The 16,002-nt window shown below is 72.1% G+C and carries 12 protein-coding genes; 4 read left to right on the top strand and 8 right to left on the bottom strand.

The window, feature by feature from the left end; genetic code table 11:
- Positions 1 to 115: 115 nt before the first annotated feature.
- Complete coding sequence (locus ACNQOV_RS13970; protein WP_022906697.1) at positions 116 to 481, bottom strand: Rv2175c family DNA-binding protein; 366 nt, start codon at positions 479 to 481, stop codon at positions 116 to 118.
- Positions 482 to 644: 163 nt separating this feature from the next.
- Between ACNQOV_RS13970 and ACNQOV_RS13965 the strand changes: the two genes are divergently transcribed.
- Entirely contained in the window at positions 645 to 1,862 is a 1,218-nt protein-coding gene (locus ACNQOV_RS13965) for a LysM peptidoglycan-binding domain-containing protein (protein ID WP_416395193.1), read from the top strand.
- A 169-nt stretch (positions 1,863 to 2,031) separates the two neighbouring features.
- Positions 2,032 to 4,056, top strand: coding sequence for a Stk1 family PASTA domain-containing Ser/Thr kinase (gene pknB, locus ACNQOV_RS13960; RefSeq protein WP_416395191.1), 2,025 nt, complete (start codon positions 2,032 to 2,034; stop codon positions 4,054 to 4,056).
- Positions 4,057 to 4,312: 256 nt separating this feature from the next.
- Here pknB and ACNQOV_RS13955 read toward each other — a convergent pair whose 3' ends face one another.
- The 3 genes from ACNQOV_RS13955 to ACNQOV_RS13945 all read right to left on the bottom strand — a co-directional run bounded on the left by ACNQOV_RS13955 (position 4,313) and on the right by ACNQOV_RS13945 (position 7,480).
- Positions 4,313 to 5,656, bottom strand: coding sequence for a class II 3-deoxy-7-phosphoheptulonate synthase (locus ACNQOV_RS13955; protein WP_416395196.1), 1,344 nt, complete (start codon positions 5,654 to 5,656; stop codon positions 4,313 to 4,315).
- A gap of 97 nt (positions 5,657 to 5,753) precedes the next feature.
- Entirely contained in the window at positions 5,754 to 6,494 is a 741-nt protein-coding gene (locus ACNQOV_RS13950; RefSeq protein ID WP_402262063.1) for a lysophospholipid acyltransferase family protein, read from the bottom strand.
- Between the two features lie 32 nt (positions 6,495 to 6,526).
- Positions 6,527 to 7,480 (bottom strand): ROK family glucokinase, encoded by a 954-nt coding sequence (locus tag ACNQOV_RS13945; protein WP_031261143.1) that lies wholly within the window; start codon positions 7,478 to 7,480, stop codon positions 6,527 to 6,529.
- 79 nt (positions 7,481 to 7,559) lie between these two features.
- Here ACNQOV_RS13945 and ACNQOV_RS13940 point away from each other — a divergent pair, with 79 nt between their 5' ends.
- On the top strand, positions 7,560 to 9,446 hold the full coding sequence (locus ACNQOV_RS13940; protein ID WP_416395188.1) for an AMP-dependent synthetase/ligase: 1,887 nt from the start codon (positions 7,560 to 7,562) through the stop codon (positions 9,444 to 9,446).
- A gap of 211 nt (positions 9,447 to 9,657) precedes the next feature.
- Here the strand turns inward: ACNQOV_RS13940 and ACNQOV_RS13935 are convergent, their stop codons facing one another.
- The 3 genes from ACNQOV_RS13935 to ACNQOV_RS13925 form a co-directional block, all read right to left on the bottom strand.
- Positions 9,658 to 9,789 (bottom strand): hypothetical protein, encoded by a 132-nt coding sequence (locus tag ACNQOV_RS13935; protein WP_402262056.1) that lies wholly within the window; start codon positions 9,787 to 9,789, stop codon positions 9,658 to 9,660.
- A 99-nt stretch (positions 9,790 to 9,888) separates the two neighbouring features.
- On the bottom strand, positions 9,889 to 10,392 hold the full coding sequence (locus tag ACNQOV_RS13930; protein ID WP_416395185.1) for a peptide deformylase: 504 nt from the start codon (positions 10,390 to 10,392) through the stop codon (positions 9,889 to 9,891).
- Position 10,393: 1 nt separating this feature from the next.
- The gene (locus ACNQOV_RS13925; RefSeq protein ID WP_416395183.1) at positions 10,394 to 13,804 is read right to left on the bottom strand and encodes a pyruvate carboxylase; all 3,411 of its coding nucleotides are present in this window, start codon (positions 13,802 to 13,804) and stop codon (positions 10,394 to 10,396) included.
- A gap of 60 nt (positions 13,805 to 13,864) precedes the next feature.
- On the opposite strand from ACNQOV_RS13925, the gene ACNQOV_RS13920 reads away from it, so the two are divergent.
- Positions 13,865 to 14,677, top strand: coding sequence for a ParA family protein (locus ACNQOV_RS13920; RefSeq protein WP_031262009.1), 813 nt, complete (start codon positions 13,865 to 13,867; stop codon positions 14,675 to 14,677).
- A gap of 656 nt (positions 14,678 to 15,333) precedes the next feature.
- Here the strand turns inward: ACNQOV_RS13920 and ACNQOV_RS13915 are convergent.
- Positions 15,334 to 15,894 carry a MerR family transcriptional regulator gene (locus ACNQOV_RS13915; RefSeq protein ID WP_070418635.1) on the bottom strand — a complete coding sequence of 187 codons (561 nt, stop codon included), beginning with the start codon at positions 15,892 to 15,894 and terminating at the stop codon, positions 15,334 to 15,336.
- Between the last annotated feature and the right edge of the window lie 108 nt (positions 15,895 to 16,002).

The following is a 16,002-nucleotide window of genomic DNA, read 5'->3' as shown; positions in this document are numbered from 1 at the left end:
CGGCGGGGCCGCGCCCCCCTGGCCCCGCGCGCGCTTCGCGAGTGGACTCTCGCGTGGGTGCGGGCGGGGGGCCGCCCCCCCCCCCCCCCGCCTCCTGTCCGTCGGGCGGGGACCGCTAGAGCAGGGACTGGGCGATGCGACGCACCTCGGCCTTGCGGCCGGCGCGCAGCGCGGCGATCGGCGAGGTGCCGATCGCGTCGTCGTCCGAGAGCATCCAGCGGACGGCCTCGTCGTCGGTGAAGCCGTTGTCCGAGAGCACGATGAGCGTCCCGCGCAGCTCGGGCAGCGGCTCGCCCTCGTCGAGGAACTCGCTCGGCACCCGCAGGACGCCGTCGACGCGCGCGGGCAGCAGCGTCTTCTGCTCGAAGAGACGGTGGATGCGCCCGGGGCTCACCCCGAGCAGGTCCACCAGGTCGGGGACGGTCAGCCATCGCTCGGAAAGGGTCGTGTCGTCGATGGGTGCAGCACTCACAGGCCCCATGTTGCCAGAGTGGGGCGCGGCGTCACACCGACTCGTTCGTCACATTCGTCACACACGCAACATCCGACTCTCTGGTTGACTTGGGAAACGCGCCATGCCAGCGTGGGAACACCTGTGAGTGCGCACGCACGCGCAACGGCTCACCGCTCGAACAGGAGACACCGTGGACAACGCTGCAGACGAAGACGCCCGGCGCGCACGATCCGCCCGGTTCGCGACCATGCCCATCGTCCTCGCGGGGACGATCGCGGTGACCGCCGGACTCACCGGCCCGGTCGCCCACGCCGAACCACGCCACGACGACGACAACCGCAACAAGCGGCACGTCGACGAGGACCGCACCGTGACCGACCGACCGGTCTTCCAGACCGCCGTCGCCCGTCCGGCCGAGACCACCGTCACGACGGTCGCCGCCGTCTCCACCCGGGTCCCCACCACGTACACCGTGCGCCAGGGCGACACCGTGTCGGGCATCGCCGCCCGGTACGGCCTGTCCGCGCAGGAGGTGCTCGTGCGCAACGGCCTCGGCTGGAACACGATCATCCACCCCGGCCAGACGCTGCACCTCGCGTCGACTCCAGCGGTCACGACGGCCTCGGCGCGGACGTCGGCCACGGGCAGCTACCACGTCAAGCAGGGCGACACGGTGTCCGGCATCGCCGCGCGCGTCGGCGTGTCGACCACGGCGCTCCTCAGCGCGAACAAGCTCTCGCAGCGCTCCGTGATCTACCCCGGGCAGACACTCCGGGTCCCGACGGCTGGTGCCACGGCGGCGCCGGTGGCGTCGGTCACGGCCGCCCCGACCTCCGGCTCCGGGAACGCCTCGTCGGCCCGGGCCGGCAGCGTGAAGATCGGCACGGGCGACACCATCGCCTCGATCGCCGCCGCGCACGGCGTGACGGTCTCGGCGCTCCTCTCGGCGAACGGGCTCACCTACACGAGCACCATCTACGCCGGCAAGACCCTCGTGCTGCCGTCCTCCGGCCCCTCGCTCTCGGCGGAGCAGCGGGGCAACGCGGCGACGATCGTGTCCGTCGGCCGATCGCTCGGGGTGTCCGACCACGGGATCGTCATCGCCCTCGCCGCGGCGATGCAGGAGTCGAGCCTCCGCAACCTGTCCCACGGCGACCGCGACTCGGTCGGGCTGTTCCAGCAGCGGCCGAGCCAGGGCTGGGGCTCCGCTGCGGCGCTGCAGGACCCGGTGACCGCGACGAAGCGCTTCTTCACCGGCAACCCCGGGCACACCCGCGGGCTGCTCGACATCGCCGGGTGGTCGTCGATGAACGTCACCACGGCGGCGCAGGCCGTCCAGGTGTCGGCGTACCCGAAGGCGTACGCGCAGTGGGAGAAGACCGCGCAGAGCCTGCTGGCATCGCTCTGACCCCGGCCGCGCGGCCCCCGGGCGTGCCCGCACGCCTGGCCGCCCGGTCCCCGGGCGTGCTCGCAGGCCTGGCCGCCCGACAGAACCGAGTCATCCGCAAGATCGAGATTCGGTCACGACCGGTGCGTCAGTGCCGGTCCGTGCAGTCCCGATTCGTAGAATGCCGCCGATGACCACCAACGCCGCCACGGACCCGATGATCGGTCGCATGATCGATCACCGGTACCGCGTACGCTCCCGCATCGCGCGCGGGGGCATGGCGACCGTGTACCTGGCGACCGACGTGCGGCTCGAGCGACGCGTCGCGATCAAGATCATGCACGGCCACCTGGCGGACGACCAGGCCTTCCGGGAGCGCTTCATCCAGGAGGCCCGCTCCGCCGCCCGGCTCTCCCACCCGAACCTCGTCGGCGTGTACGACCAGGGCGCCGAGGACGACACGGCGTACATCGTCATGGAGTACATCCCGGGCATCACGCTCCGCGACCTCCTGCAGGAACACCACGCGCTCACGCCGGAGCAGGCGACCGACATCCTCCGGGCAGTCCTCGCCGGCCTCGCCTCGGCGCACCGTGCCGGCATCGTGCACCGCGACCTCAAGCCCGAGAACGTCCTGCTCGCCGACGACGGCCGCATCAAGCTCGGGGACTTCGGCCTCGCCCGCGCCACCACGGCGAACACCGCGACCGGTGCGGCCCTGCTCGGCACGATCGCGTACCTCTCCCCCGAACTCGTCACGCGCGGCGCCGCCGACTCCCGCAGCGACATCTACGCGCTCGGCATCATGCTCTACGAGATGCTCACCGGCGAGCAGCCCTACAAGGGCGAGCAGCCGATGCAGATCGCCTACCAGCACGCGAACGACCAGGTCCCCGCACCGAGCGCCGCCGTGGCCGGGATCCCGCCGGAGCTCGACGACCTCGTCGCCTGGTCCACCGCCCGCAACCCGGACGACCGTCCGCGTGACGCCCGCGAGATGCTCGACCACATGGCGGGCGACCAGCAGCGCGCCACCGGGCAGTACCGGACCGCCGTGCTGCGTCCCGAGAACGCGACCGCGATCATCCCGGCCGGGTCCGCGACGCCCACCTCGGCGGACTCCGGCGACGCCACCACCATCCTCGAGCCGGCGCAGCGCTCGTCGGCCCAGCAGCCCGGCGGCCGTGGCGGTCGGAACGCACCGGGCCCCCGGCGCACCGGCTCACTGCCCGGCGCGCTCTCCCCCGCCGCACAGCGCCTCGCCGACAAGTCGACCAGGCGCCGGAAGCGCGGCTGGATCGTCCTCGTCGTCGTCCTCGTGCTGATGGCGATCGGCGGCTCGATCGGCTGGGCGTTCGGTCCTGGTCCGTGGGGCAACGTCCGCATCCCCGAGGTCGCGGGCAAGTCGGTCTCGCAGGCACGCCAGCTCCTCGAGGCGCAGGGCCTGCAGACGGCGTCGTCGACCGCGACCCGGTTCGACGCGGTCGTCGCGAAGGGGCAGGTCTCCACGACCAAGCCCGCGGCCCGACGCGAGGTCCGCAAGGGCACCTCGGTCCAGATCGTGGTGTCGAACGGCCCGAAGATGATCGCCCTGCCGGCGATCGTCGGGCAGCCGCTCTCCACCGTCACCGCCGCGCTCGACGACGACTTCGAGCTGCAGGACGACCAGTACCAGTTCTCCGCCGACGCCCCGAAGGACACCGTCATCGCGGCGACCGGACTCGGGACCGACGGGGCCTCCGTCGACCTCTCGACCGTCAAGGCCTACGGCGAACGGGGCCCGGTGACGCTCACCGTCTCGCTCGGCGCCGTGCCGGACGTCGTCGGCAAGTCGGTCGATGCCGCCTCGGCGACGCTCGACGCGGTCGGGCTCACCCTCGGCTCGCAGGACGCGCAGTACAGCGACACCGTCCCCACGGGGCAGATCATCTCGGCGAAGGCCGCGGACGATCCCGTGGTCGAGGGCTCCGCGATCGACGTCGTCGTGTCGAAGGGTCCGACGCCGATCACGCTGCCGGACGTGCACGGCAAGACGATCAACGACGCCACGGCGACGCTCGACGCGCTCGGGCTGAAGGTCTCGGTGCCGGACTGCACGAACATCCTGTGCGGCTTCTACGACTGGAAGGCCTCGCTCCCCGTCCAGTCCACCGACCCGGGCGCCGGCGCGACGGTGTACCGCGGCGACACGATCACGCTCGCCTACGAGCAGTAGGCGCACGCCCCGCACACGGCACCCCGCGGTGCCGAGACTCGGCCAGGCGGACAGTTTCGCGCTCCCGGAGCCACGAAGGTGTCCGCGGAGCCGAGTCTCGGGGCGAGCGGGGCGGGGCGGGGCGGCGGCCGCACGCACGTGACGGACGGGAGGCGCGGGGGGCGCCCGGCCCCCCCCCCCCCCCCCCCCACCCGGGGGCGGGCCCCGCCCCCCCCCCCCCCTCCCGTCCGTCAGCAGGTCGCGTGAGCGCGCCGCGCTACGCGCGCACGTGCGGGTGTGCGCTGAGCTCCTCGGCGACGAGGAAGGCCAGCTCGAGCGACTGCATGTGGTTCAGGCGCGGGTCGCACAGGGACTCGTAGCGGGTCGCGAGGGTCGCCTCGTCGATCTGCTCCGAGCCGCCGAGGCACTCCGTGACGTCGTCACCGGTGAGCTCGACGTGCATGCCGCCCGGGTACGTGCCGACCTCGCGGTGGGCCTCGAAGAAGCCGAGGACCTCGTCCACGACGTCGTCGAAGCGGCGCGTCTTGTACCCGGTCGGCGTCGTCAGGCCGTTGCCGTGCATCGGGTCGGTCACCCACAGCGGGTTGGCGTCCATGCCCTTGATCGCCTCGAGCAGCTTCGGCAGCTCGTCGCGGATCTTGCCGGCGCCCATGCGCGTGATGAACGTCAGACGACCGGGCTCGCGGTTCGGGTCGAGCTTGTCGACGAGCGCCTTCATGTCGTCGATGCTCGTCGTCGGGCCGAGCTTCACGCCGATTGGGTTCCGCACGCGGGACAGGAAGTCCACGTGGGCGCCGTCGAGGTCACGGGTGCGCTCACCGATCCAGATGAAGTGCCCCGACGTGTCGTAGGCGAGCCCGGACCGCGAGTCGATGCGGGTCATCGGGCGCTCGTAGTCCATGAGCAGGCCCTCGTGCGAGGCGTAGAACTCGACGTGCTTCAGCTCGTCGAAGTCCGCACCGCAGGCGCCCATGAAGCGGATCGCGCGGTCGATCTCCTTGGCGAGGTGCTCGTACCGGGCGTTCGCCGGGTTCGACGCGAAGCCCTTGTTCCACGAGTGGACCTGCCGCAGGTCGGCGAAGCCACCCTGCGTGAAGGCACGGACGAGGTTCAGCGTCGACGCGGCCGTGTGGTAGCCCTGCACGAGGCGCCGCGGGTCGGCCTGGCGGCTCTCCGGGGTGAAGTCGTAGCCGTTCACGATGTCGCCGCGGTAGGCGGGCAGCGTGACGTCGCCGCGGGTCTCGAAGTCGCTCGAGCGCGGCTTGGCGAACTGCCCCGCCATGCGCCCCATCTTGATGACCGGCATCGACGCGCCGTAGGTCAGCACGACGGCCATCTGCAGGATCGTCTTGACACGGTCGCGGATCGAGTCGGCGGTGGCCCCGGCGAAGGTCTCGGCGCAGTCGCCGCCCTGCAGCAGGAACGCCTTGCCCTGGGCGGCCGACGCGAGCCGCTCACGGAGCTTGTCGACCTCGCCCGCGAAGACGAGCGGGGGCAGCGTGGCGATCTCGGCCGATGCCGCCTCGGCCGCGGCCTGGTCCGGCCAGGTGGGCTGCTGCTTGATCGGGAGCGTCCGCCAGTAGTCGAGGCCCTCGATCACGTCCGGATCCTGCAGGGCGACGAAGTCGGTCGACTCGAACAAGGGTGGTACCTCTCGAAGGGATGGCCGTCCGGGCGGTTGCCGGAACCATCGAATCCTAACGTGCCGACGTGCCCCGGCCATTCCGTGTGACCTTGGCACGGAGGACCTGCTCACGTGCCGTGCTCGCCCGCTCCTTGACGCTCGTCGCGTACACGTCGACGTACTCCTGACGGCTCAGTCCGGCGAGCTCGTGCATGACCTCGTCGGTGACGCTGCGGAGGATGAAGCGGTCGGTCTCGAAGCCCTCGAAGCGCGAGAAGTCGAGCGGCTTGCCGAACACGACGCCGACCCGCTTGAACTTCGGGAACCGCTGCCCGATCTGCTGCACCTCGCGCGTGCCGATCATCGCGACGGGGACGACGGTGACGCGGCCCTCGAGGATCATCCGGGCGATGCCGGTGCGGCCCCGGTACAGCTTGCCGTCCGGGCTGCGGGTGCCCTCGGGGTAGATGCCGAGCTGCTCACCGCGGGCGAGGACCTGCAGGCCGGTGCGGAGCGAGGCCTCGGACGCCTTCCCGCCGGAGCGGTCGATCGGCAGCTGCCCGATGGCGTTGAAGAACGTCTTCGTCGCCCAGCCCTTCAGCCCGCGCCCCGTGAAGTAGTCGCTCTTCGCGAGGAACGACAGCCGACGGTCGAGCACGGCCGGCAGGATCACCGAGTCGATGAAGGAGACGTGGTTGGACGCGAAGATCACCGGCCCCGTCGTGGGGACGTGCTCACGGCCGACGACCCACGGCCGGAAGAGCGTGAGGATGAGCGGCCCGAGCAGGAAGTTCTTCAGCAGCCAGTAGGTCATCGTCGACTCCGAGACGGTGGGGTGGTGCGACCCTACGCCGTGCGGGCGTGGATCCGAGCGAGGTCGGCCGCGCCGACGACACCGGCGTCGTTGACGAGTTCGGCGATCACGAAGTCCGGCTCCGGGTGGTACCCACGGGCCGGCAGGTTGTTGAGGTACGCCTGCTTGATCGGGTCGAGCAGCCGGTCCCCCGCGCTGGCGACGCCGCCGCCGAACACGAAGAGCTGCGGGTCGAGCACGGCGGACAGCGAGGCGCAGGCCTCGCCCAGGTGCCGACCGAGCCGCCGCAGCGCCGCGAGGGCACCGGGGTCGTCGGCCAGGATGAGGTCGCCGACGATGTGCCCGTCGAGCTCGCCGCCGTTCGCCGCGCGGGCGTCGGCCAGGGCGGACCCGATGCCCCCGGCGTCCGCGACGTCGTTCGCCATGCGCTGCAGGGCACGACCGGACCCGTACTGCTCGATGCAGCCGCGGGCACCGCAGCCGCAGGGCAGTCCGTTCGGCACGATGCGGAGGTGGCCGATCTCGCCGCCGGTGCCGAAGCCCCCGCGGAAGAGGCGGTCCTCGGTCACGATCGCGCCGCCGACACCGGTGCCGATCGTCAGCATGGTCATGTCGGACACGAGCCGACCGGCGCCGAAGCGGAACTCGGCCCAGCCCGCGGCGTTCGCGTCGTTGTCGACGGTGATGTGCAGGTCGCCGATCCGCTGCTGGAGCTTCTGGCGCAGCGGCTCGTTCCGCCACCGGATGTTCGGCGTGTAGTAGACGATCGACTGCGAGGCGTCGATGAAGCCCGGTGCGGCGACGCCGACGGCGCCGACCTCGTTCGCGGCGCGCAGTCGCGAGACCATCGCGACCACGTCGTCGAGCATGGCGTCCGGGTCCGCAGCGTTGGTGGCCACCCGGTCCTCGGCGAGGATCTCGCCCAGTTCCGTGACGACCGCTCCCGCGATCTTGGTGCCCCCGATGTCGATTCCGATGGCGTGCACGAGCAACGAGCCTACCGGTTCCCCGCACGCTCACGGAACGCGGGGGAACGCGTCCTATGCTGACGGTGCGGCCTCGACGATGAGGCCCACTCGAATCGAACCGGCCGACAAGGGAGTCACCGTGAACGATCAGCGGCACCCAACCCCGCTCACCGCCCCCGACCACGGCTCGGCCGCGCGACTGCTCTCCGAGCGGGCCCGGACGACGCCGGACCGTCCGATCCTCGCCGTGCGGCACGGCGACCGGTGGACGCCCATCACCGCGGCCGAGACCCTCGAGCGCGTGCGCGGCATCGCCAAGGGCCTCGTCGCCGCCGGCCTCGAACCCGGGGCGCACGTCGCGATCCTGTCGCGCACGCGCGTCGAGTGGACCCTGGTCGACTTCGCCGTGTGGACCGCCGGGCTCGTCTCGATCCCGGTCTACGAGACGAGCTCGCCCGACCAGGTGCGCTGGATCCTCTCGGACTCCGAGGCCGTCGCGATCATCGTCGAGCAGGAGGAGCACGCACGCCGGGTGGCGTCGATCGCGCCGGACCTGCCGCACCTCGGCCAGCACTGGACGATCGACGGCGGCGGCCTGGACGACCTGGTCCGCCTCGGCGAGGACGTCACCGACGCCGAGCTCGACGCGCGCACGGTCGACGTGCACGGCCACGACGACGCCACGATCATCTACACCTCGGGGACGACGGGCCGGCCGAAGGGCTGCGTGCTCCGACACGACAACTTCACCGCGACGGTCGAGGGTGCGTCCGAGGCGATGCCCGAGGTCGTCGCCGACGGCGCCTCGACGCTGCTGTTCATCCCGATGGCCCACGTCTTCGCGCGGTTCATCGCGGTGATGTCGGTCTCCGCCGGGGTCCTCGTCGGCCACGAGCCGGACACGAAGGACCTCATGCACGCGGTCTCGACGTTCAAGCCGTCCTTCCTGCTCGCAGTGCCGCGGGTGTTCGAGAAGATCTACAACTCGGCCGAGCAGAAGGCCGACCTCGGTGGCAAGGGTCGCATCTTCCGGGCCGCCGCGAAGACCGCGGTCGCGCACTCCGAGGCCCTCGCGGCGGGCAGGGTCCCACTCGGCCTGGCGCTCCGCTTCAAGCTGTTCGACCGGCTCGTGTACGCGAAGCTCCGCGACGCCATCGGTGGACGGGTCCGCTACGCCGTGAGCGGCTCGGCGCCGCTCTCACCGCGCCTGTCGCACTTCTTCCGGTCGATCGGGGTGCTCATCCTCGAGGGGTACGGCCTCACCGAGACGACCGCACCCGCCACCGTCAACCGGGCCGGTGAGCTCCGGATCGGCAGCGTCGGCCGTGCGCTCCCCGGGGTCGAGATCCGCATCGCGGACGACGGCGAGATCCTCATCCGCGGCGTCGACGTGTTCGACCGCTACTGGCACAACGACGAGGCCACGGCGAAGGCGCTCGTCGACGGGTGGTTCCGGACCGGTGACCTCGGTCGGCTCGACGAGAACGGCGTCCTGACGGTGACGGGCCGCGCCAAGGAGCTCATCGTCACGGCGAGCGGCAAGAACGTCGCGCCGGCGCCGCTCGAGGACGGGATCCGCGAGCACCCGCTCATCGGCCAGGTCGTCGTCGTCGGCGAGGGCAAGCCGTTCGTCGCCGCCCTCGTCACGCTCGACCGCGACATGCTCGGCGGCTGGTGCGAGGCCCGGGGCATCTCCCCCGCCCTGTCCGCCCACGAAGCCGCCTACGACGAGCGGGTGCACCAGGCCGTCCAGGAGGCCATCGACGCCGCGAACCAGCGGGTCTCACGGGCGGAGTCGGTGCGGTCGTTCACGATCCTCGACACCGAGCTCACCGAGGCGTCCGGGCACCTCACGCCGAAGCTGACGATCAAGCGCCAGGTCGTGCTGCGGGACTTCGCCGCCGACGTCGAGCACATCTACTCGGGGTCGAAGGTGCAGACCACCGCGACGCCCGTCGTCGAGGGGCGCCGTCGGCGGGGCTAGGGCACCAGCGCAGTCCAGGAGGCGCGGTGGGGGGTCCCCCAGCCCCCCCCCCGCCCCCCCGGGCCGACGCGGGGGGGCGGGGGGCGGGGCGGGCGGCGGCCCCCCCCCCCGCGCGGGCGCGCCGCCCCCCCCCCCCCCCCCCCCCCCCCCCCCCCCCCCCCTCCTGTCCGTCACGCGGGGCGCGGGGCGCGGTCCGAGACCGCGCGCGGGATCAGGCGTCCTGCGGTTGCTCCGCTGCGGGGGCGTCGAGGACGGCCGTCGAGGAGGTCGTGACCTGGACCTCGGTGGCGCGGCGGTTGGTACGGGTGCGGTGCGAGCTGAGCTCGTCGTCCTGAGCGGTCATGGGGGTGTCCTGGGGGGTGTGGGGTACGACGTCGGTGGGAAGCCGACGGCGATACGGTACCCCCTCGTCAGGCCCGGACGACAATCCCGCGTTGGGGTGTCAGTGGAACCAGTCCTGCGCGCGGATGTCACGGAGCGCCCGGCGGCGGACGTCCGGGTCGAGCGTCATCACGTAGACCGTGCCGTCGAGGTGGTCGACCTCGTGCTGCAGCGCCTCGGCCATGAGCCCGGTGCCCTCGAGCACGACCTCGGCCCCGTCGACGTCCACGCCGCGGACCTTGGCGTACGGGGACCGCCGGGTCGGGTAGGACAGCCCGGGCACCGACAGGCACCCCTCGTCCATCAGCTCCGGCTCCCCGCCGACCTCGACGATCTCGGGGTTGAGGACGTAGCCGACCTCGCCGTCGACGTTGTACGCGAAGGCGCGCACCCCGACACCGATCTGCGGGGCGGCCACGCCGGCACGACCGGGTTCCTTGACGGTGTCGATCAGGTCCTGCACGAGGTCACGGATGCCCTGGCTCCCGACGGCGTCCGGACGGATCGGGTCGGCCGGGGAACGGAGGACGGGGTCGCCGAACAGGCGGATGGGACGGACGGTCAATTTACTGCAGCACCACCAGGAGGTCGCCGGCGTCCACCTGCTGGGTCGCCGGGATCGCGAGACGGCCGACGGTCCCCGCGACGGGTGCCGTGATGGCCGCTTCCATCTTCATCGCCTCGATGCTCGCCACGGCCTGACCGGCCTCGACGACGTCACCGACGGCGACCTTGAGCGTCACGACGCCGGAGAACGGCGCCGCGACGTGCTTCGGGTCGGTCTTGTCCGCCTGCTCGGCGGCCTTCGTCTCGACCTCGATCGACCGGTCACGGACGTACACCGGGCGGAGCTGCCCGTTCATCGTCGCCATGACCGTGCGGACGCCGCGGGCGTCCGCCTCGCCGATCGCCTCGAGGCCGACGAACAGGTCCACGCCCTTGCCGAGCGGCACGACGTGCTCCTGCCCGGGACGCAGGCCGTACAGGTAGTCGACGGTCGGGACGACGGAGAGGTCGCCGTACTGCTCGCGGACGCGCGCGAACTGCTGCGTCGGCTGCGGGAAGAGCAGGCGGTTGAGGGCCTGTCGCCGTTCGGGACCGGGGGTGTCCAGGTGTGCCCGCTCGGCGTCCGGCACCGGCGTGACCTCGAGCCGCACCTCGCGCCCCGCGAGCACCTTCGAGCGGAACGGCTCGGGCCAGCCGCCCGGCAGGTCGCCGAGCTCGCCGGCCATGAAGCCGACGACGGAGTCCGGGATGTCGTACTTCTCGGGGTGCTGCTCGAAGTCGACTGGGTCGGCGTCGACCGCGGCGAGCTGCAGTGCGAGGTCGCCGACGACCTTCGACGACGGCGTCACCTTCGTCGGGCGACCGAGGATCCGGTTCGCCTCGGCGTACCAGTCCTCGACCTGCTCGAACCGGTCGCCGAGGCCGAGGGCGATGGCCTGCTGGCGGAGGTTGGACAACTGGCCGCCCGGGATCTCGTGCTTGTACACGCGGCCGGTCGGCCCGGGCAGCCCGGACTCGAACGGGGCGTACGCGCGCCGCACGGCCTCCCAGTAGGGCTCGAGGTCGCCGACGGCGTCGAGCGACAGCCCCGTGTCGCGCTCGGTGTGCGCCAGGGCGGCGACGAGCGCGGACATGCTCGGCTGGCTCGTCGTGCCGGCCATCGGCGCGGCCGCGACGTCGACGGCGTCCGCACCGGCACGGGCCGCGGCGAGGAGCGTCGCGAGCTGCCCGCCCGCCGTGTCGTGCGTGTGCACGTGCACCGGCTGGTCGAAGCGCTCCCGCAGGGCGGTGACGAGCTGCTCGGCCGCGCCGGCGCGGAGCAGGCCGGCCATGTCCTTGATGCCGATGACGTGCGCACCGGCCTCGACCATCTGCTCCGCGAGGCGGAGGTAGTAGTCGAGCGTGTAGAGGTCCTCGGACGGGTCGAGGAGGTCGGCGGTGTAGCAGAGCGCCGCCTCGGCGACGGCCGTGTCGGTCGCGAGCACGGCCTCGAGCGCCGGACGCAGCTGGCTGACGTCGTTCAGCGCGTCGAACACGCGGAACACGTCGACGCCCGACGCGGCGGCCTCGGCCACGAAGGCGTCCGTCACCTCGGTCGGGTACGGGGTGTAGCCGACCGTGTTCCGGCCGCGCAGCAGCATCTGGATCGGGATGTTCGGCATCGCCTCGCGGAGCGACGCGAGCCGCTCCCACGGGTCCTCGCCGAGGAACCGGAGCGCGACGTCGTAGGTGGCACCGCCCCAGGCCTCGACGCTGAGCAGCTGCGGCGTGAGCCGGGCCACGTACGGCGCGACCGCCACGAGGTCCTTCGTGCGGACGCGGGTGGCCAGGAGCGACTGGTGGGCGTCGCGCATGGTCGTCTCGGTGACGGCGAGCTCGGTCTGGCCACGGAGGGCCTTCGCCCACTCCGCCGGGCCGAGCAGCCGGAGCCGGTCGCGCTGCCCCTCGGGCACCGGGGCGCCGAGGTCGATCGTCGGGAGCTTCTCGCTCGGTTCGACGGTCTGCGGGCGTCGCTCGCCGTTCGGCTTGTTGACGGTGACGTCGGCGAGCCAGTTCAGCACCTTCGTGCCGCGGTCCTTCGAGACGTGGCCGCCGAACAGCTGCGGGCGCTCCTCGATGAACTTCGTCGAGACGTCACCGCGGTCGAAGTCGGGGTCCTCGAGCACGGCCTGCAGGAACGGGATGTTCGTCGAGACGCCGCGGATCCGGAACTCCGCGAGGGCACGCTTCGCCCGGGCGACCGCCGCCGGGAAGTCCCGTCCGCGGCAGGTCATCTTCGCGAGCATCGAGTCGAAGTGCGGGCTGATCTGCGCGCCCGTCGCCACCGTTCCGCCGTCGAGACGGACACCCGCGCCACCGGGGCTCCGGTAGGTCGTGATCCGGCCGGTGTCCGGTCGGAAGCCCTGGGTCGGGTCCTCGGTCGTGATGCGCGTCTGGAGCGCCGCACCGTGGACGCGGACGCGGTCCTGCGACAGGCCGAGGTCGGCGAGGGTCTGCCCGGCGGCGATGCGCATCTGCGACTGCACGAGGTCGACGTCCGTGACCTCTTCGGTGACGGTGTGCTCGACCTGGATGCGCGGGTTCATCTCGATGAAGACGTGCTGGCCGGCCCGCTCCCCCTCGGTGTCGAGCAGGAACTCCACCGTGCCGGCGTTCACGTAGCCGATCGACCGGGCGAAGGCGACGGCGTCGCGGTGCAGTGCCGCGGCGATCGACGGGTCGAGGTTCGGCGCCGGGGCGATCTCGACGACCTTCTGGTTCCGGCGCTGCACCGAGCAGTCCCGCTCGAACAGGTGGATCGTGCCGGCGTCGGTGCCGGTCGCGTCGGCGAGGATCTGCACCTCGATGTGGCGCGGGCGGATGACGGCCTGCTCGAGGAACATCGTCGGGTCGCCGAACGCACTGTCGGCCTCGCGCATCGCCTCCTCGAGCGCCGCGCGGAGCTCGGGCTTCGTCTCGACCCGGCGCATCCCACGCCCGCCGCCACCGGCGACGGCCTTGGCGAACACCGGGAAGCCGATCGCGTCGGCACCGGCGAGGAGCTCGTCGATGTCGCGGCTCGCCGGGGTGCTCGCGAGCACGGGCACGCCGGCCGCGACCGCGTGCTCCTTCGCGGTGACCTTGTTGCCCGCCATCTCGAGCACGTGCTCGCCCGGGCCGATGAACGTGATGCCGGCGGCGGCCGCGGCGGCGGCGAGCTCCGGGTTCTCGGACAGGAAGCCGTACCCGGGGTAGATCGCGTCGGCTCCGGACTCGCGCGCGACACGCACGATCTCGGAGACGTCCAGGTAGGCGCGGACCGGGTGCCCGCGCTCCCCGATCAGGTACGCCTCGTCCGCCTTCAACCGGTGCAGGGAGTTGCGGTCCTCGTACGGGTAGACGGCGACGGTGCGCGCACCGAGTTCGTACGCCGCGCGGAACGCACGGATGGCGATCTCGCCACGGTTCGCGACCAGGATCTTGTCGAACACGAGGTCCCTTTCAGCCCGGGTTGAGGTGAGACAACCCTACTGGCGGTAACGTTGCTGACCGTGCATGTACTCAGCGTGAGCTCCCTCAAGGGTGGTGTCGGCAAGACGACGGTGACGCTCGGCCTGACTTCGGCCGCGTTCGCCAAGGGACTGCGCACGCTGGTGGTGGATCTCGACCCGCAGTCGGACGTCTCGACCGGCCTCGACATCAACATCTCCGGACACCTCAACGTGGCCGACGTCCTCGAGAACCCGAAGGAGAAGATCGTCCGCCAGGCGATCGCCCCCTCGGGCTGGACGAAGGGCTCCCAGGGCAAGATCGACGTCATGGTCGGGTCGCCCTCCGCGATCAACTTCGACGGGCCGCACCCGTCCATCCGCGACATCTGGAAGCTCGAAGAGGCCCTCGCCAACGTCGAGCAGGACTACGAGCTCGTCCTCATCGACTGCGCACCGTCGCTGAACGCCCTGACCCGCACCGCGTGGGCCGCGTCCGACCGTGTGACCGTCGTCACCGAGCCCGGCCTGTTCTCCGTCGCCGCCGCCGACCGTGCACTCCGCGCGATCGAGGAGATCCGTCGCGGCCTCTCCCCCCGCCTGCAGCCCCTCGGCATCATCGTGAACCGTGCCCGCGTGCAGTCGCTCGAGCACCAGTTCCGCATCAAGGAGCTCCGGGACATGTTCGGCCCGCTCGTGCTCTCGCCGCAGCTGCCCGAGCGGACCTCGCTGCAGCAGGCGCAGGGTGCGGCGAAGCCCCTGCACGTGTGGCCGGGTGAGTCGGCGCAGGAGATGGCGCGGAACTTCGACCAGCTGCTCGAGCGCATCATGCGCACGGGCAAGATCGGCCCGTACGCCGAGGGCGGCGCGGCCTAGGGCGCTCCGCCTGCGCGCGCGGGGGCGGCGCGGCCGCGCGGTGCGTTCCGCGCGCGGCGCGCGCGGCTTCGCCGAGCGGGCCTTTTTCGTCACGCTCGGGCGTACGGAGCGGCCGATCCTGCCCGCTCGACGTCCGACACGCGGCGTGTCCCGACCGTTCGGCGTGCCTGGCCGGCTCGGCACGACTCGCCCGTTGTGCCCCACCGAGCGGGCCTTCTCCGTCACGCTCGGGACGCCGGATCGGCCGATCCTGCCCGCTCGACGTCCGACAGGCGGCGTGTCCCGACCGCTCGACGCGGAGTCCGCGACACAGGACGCGCACGGCCCGTCCGGCCAGCGCCTGCGTCGGCTGCCAGGAGGCGCGGCTCACCTCCGCCTCGACGGACGCGCAGCTCCGGTGACCCAGCACCTGCGTCGACGGCCAGGAGGCGCGGCTCACCTCCGCCCCGACGCGCAGCTCCGCTAGGCCCTGCGCGGACGGCCACGGGCCGCTCGTCCGTCGAACGGGCGCGACACGCCGCTGGCGGTTCGCCGCCCGGGTACGAACTGCCGTTGCGCGTCGCCGAGTGTGACGTATTTCGCCCGCTCGGCGTCGCCGCGGTCGGCTGCGCGGGTCCTGGTGGTCCCGGTGGCCCCGGCGCCCCGGGCGCGCGGGACTAGGAAGCGCGCGAAGCCCGGCGGGCGGCGAGCTCGTCGTCGGGGTCGGCCGCCGGCGTGGCGTCGAGTTCGACCAGGGACGACTCGACTTCGCGCAGGACCTTGCCCACCGCGATGCCGAACACGCCCTGGCCGCGCGAGACCAGGTCGATGACCTCGTCGTCGGAGGTGCAGAGGTACACCGACGCCCCGTCCGACATGAGCGTCGTCTGGGCGAGGTCCGAGACGCCGGACTCGCGGAGCTGGTTCACGGCGGTGCGGATCTGCTGGAGCGAGATGCCCGTGTCGAGCAGTCGCTTCACGAGCTTGAGCACGAGGATGTCACGGAAGCCGTACAGCCGCTGCGACCCGGAGCCGGCGGCCCCGCGGATCGTGGGCTCGACGAGCTCGGTGCGCGCCCAGTAGTCGAGCTGGCGGTAGGAGATGCCGGCGGCGCGGGCTGCGACCGTGCCGCGGTAGCCGTTCTGCTCGTCGTGCTCGGGCAGGCCGTCGGTGAAGAGCAGCCCGAGGTCGTACCGGGTCATCTCCGACTCGGTCCCGGGGGTGTCGTTCCCACTCATCAGGCTGCCTTCCACGACGATCGAGCTCCCAACTGAACGTTCAATGACGGGTTGAGAGTTGTTCCGAGGTCCACGGTAGCGACTCGAACCGCTCCGGCGCGGGACATC

Source organism: Curtobacterium sp. LFS084 (genome assembly GCF_047977705.1).
GTDB lineage: Bacteria > Actinomycetota > Actinomycetes > Actinomycetales > Microbacteriaceae > Curtobacterium.
Note: the sequence above shows the minus strand (reverse complement) of the source record. Positions and strands in the feature narration are given on the sequence as shown.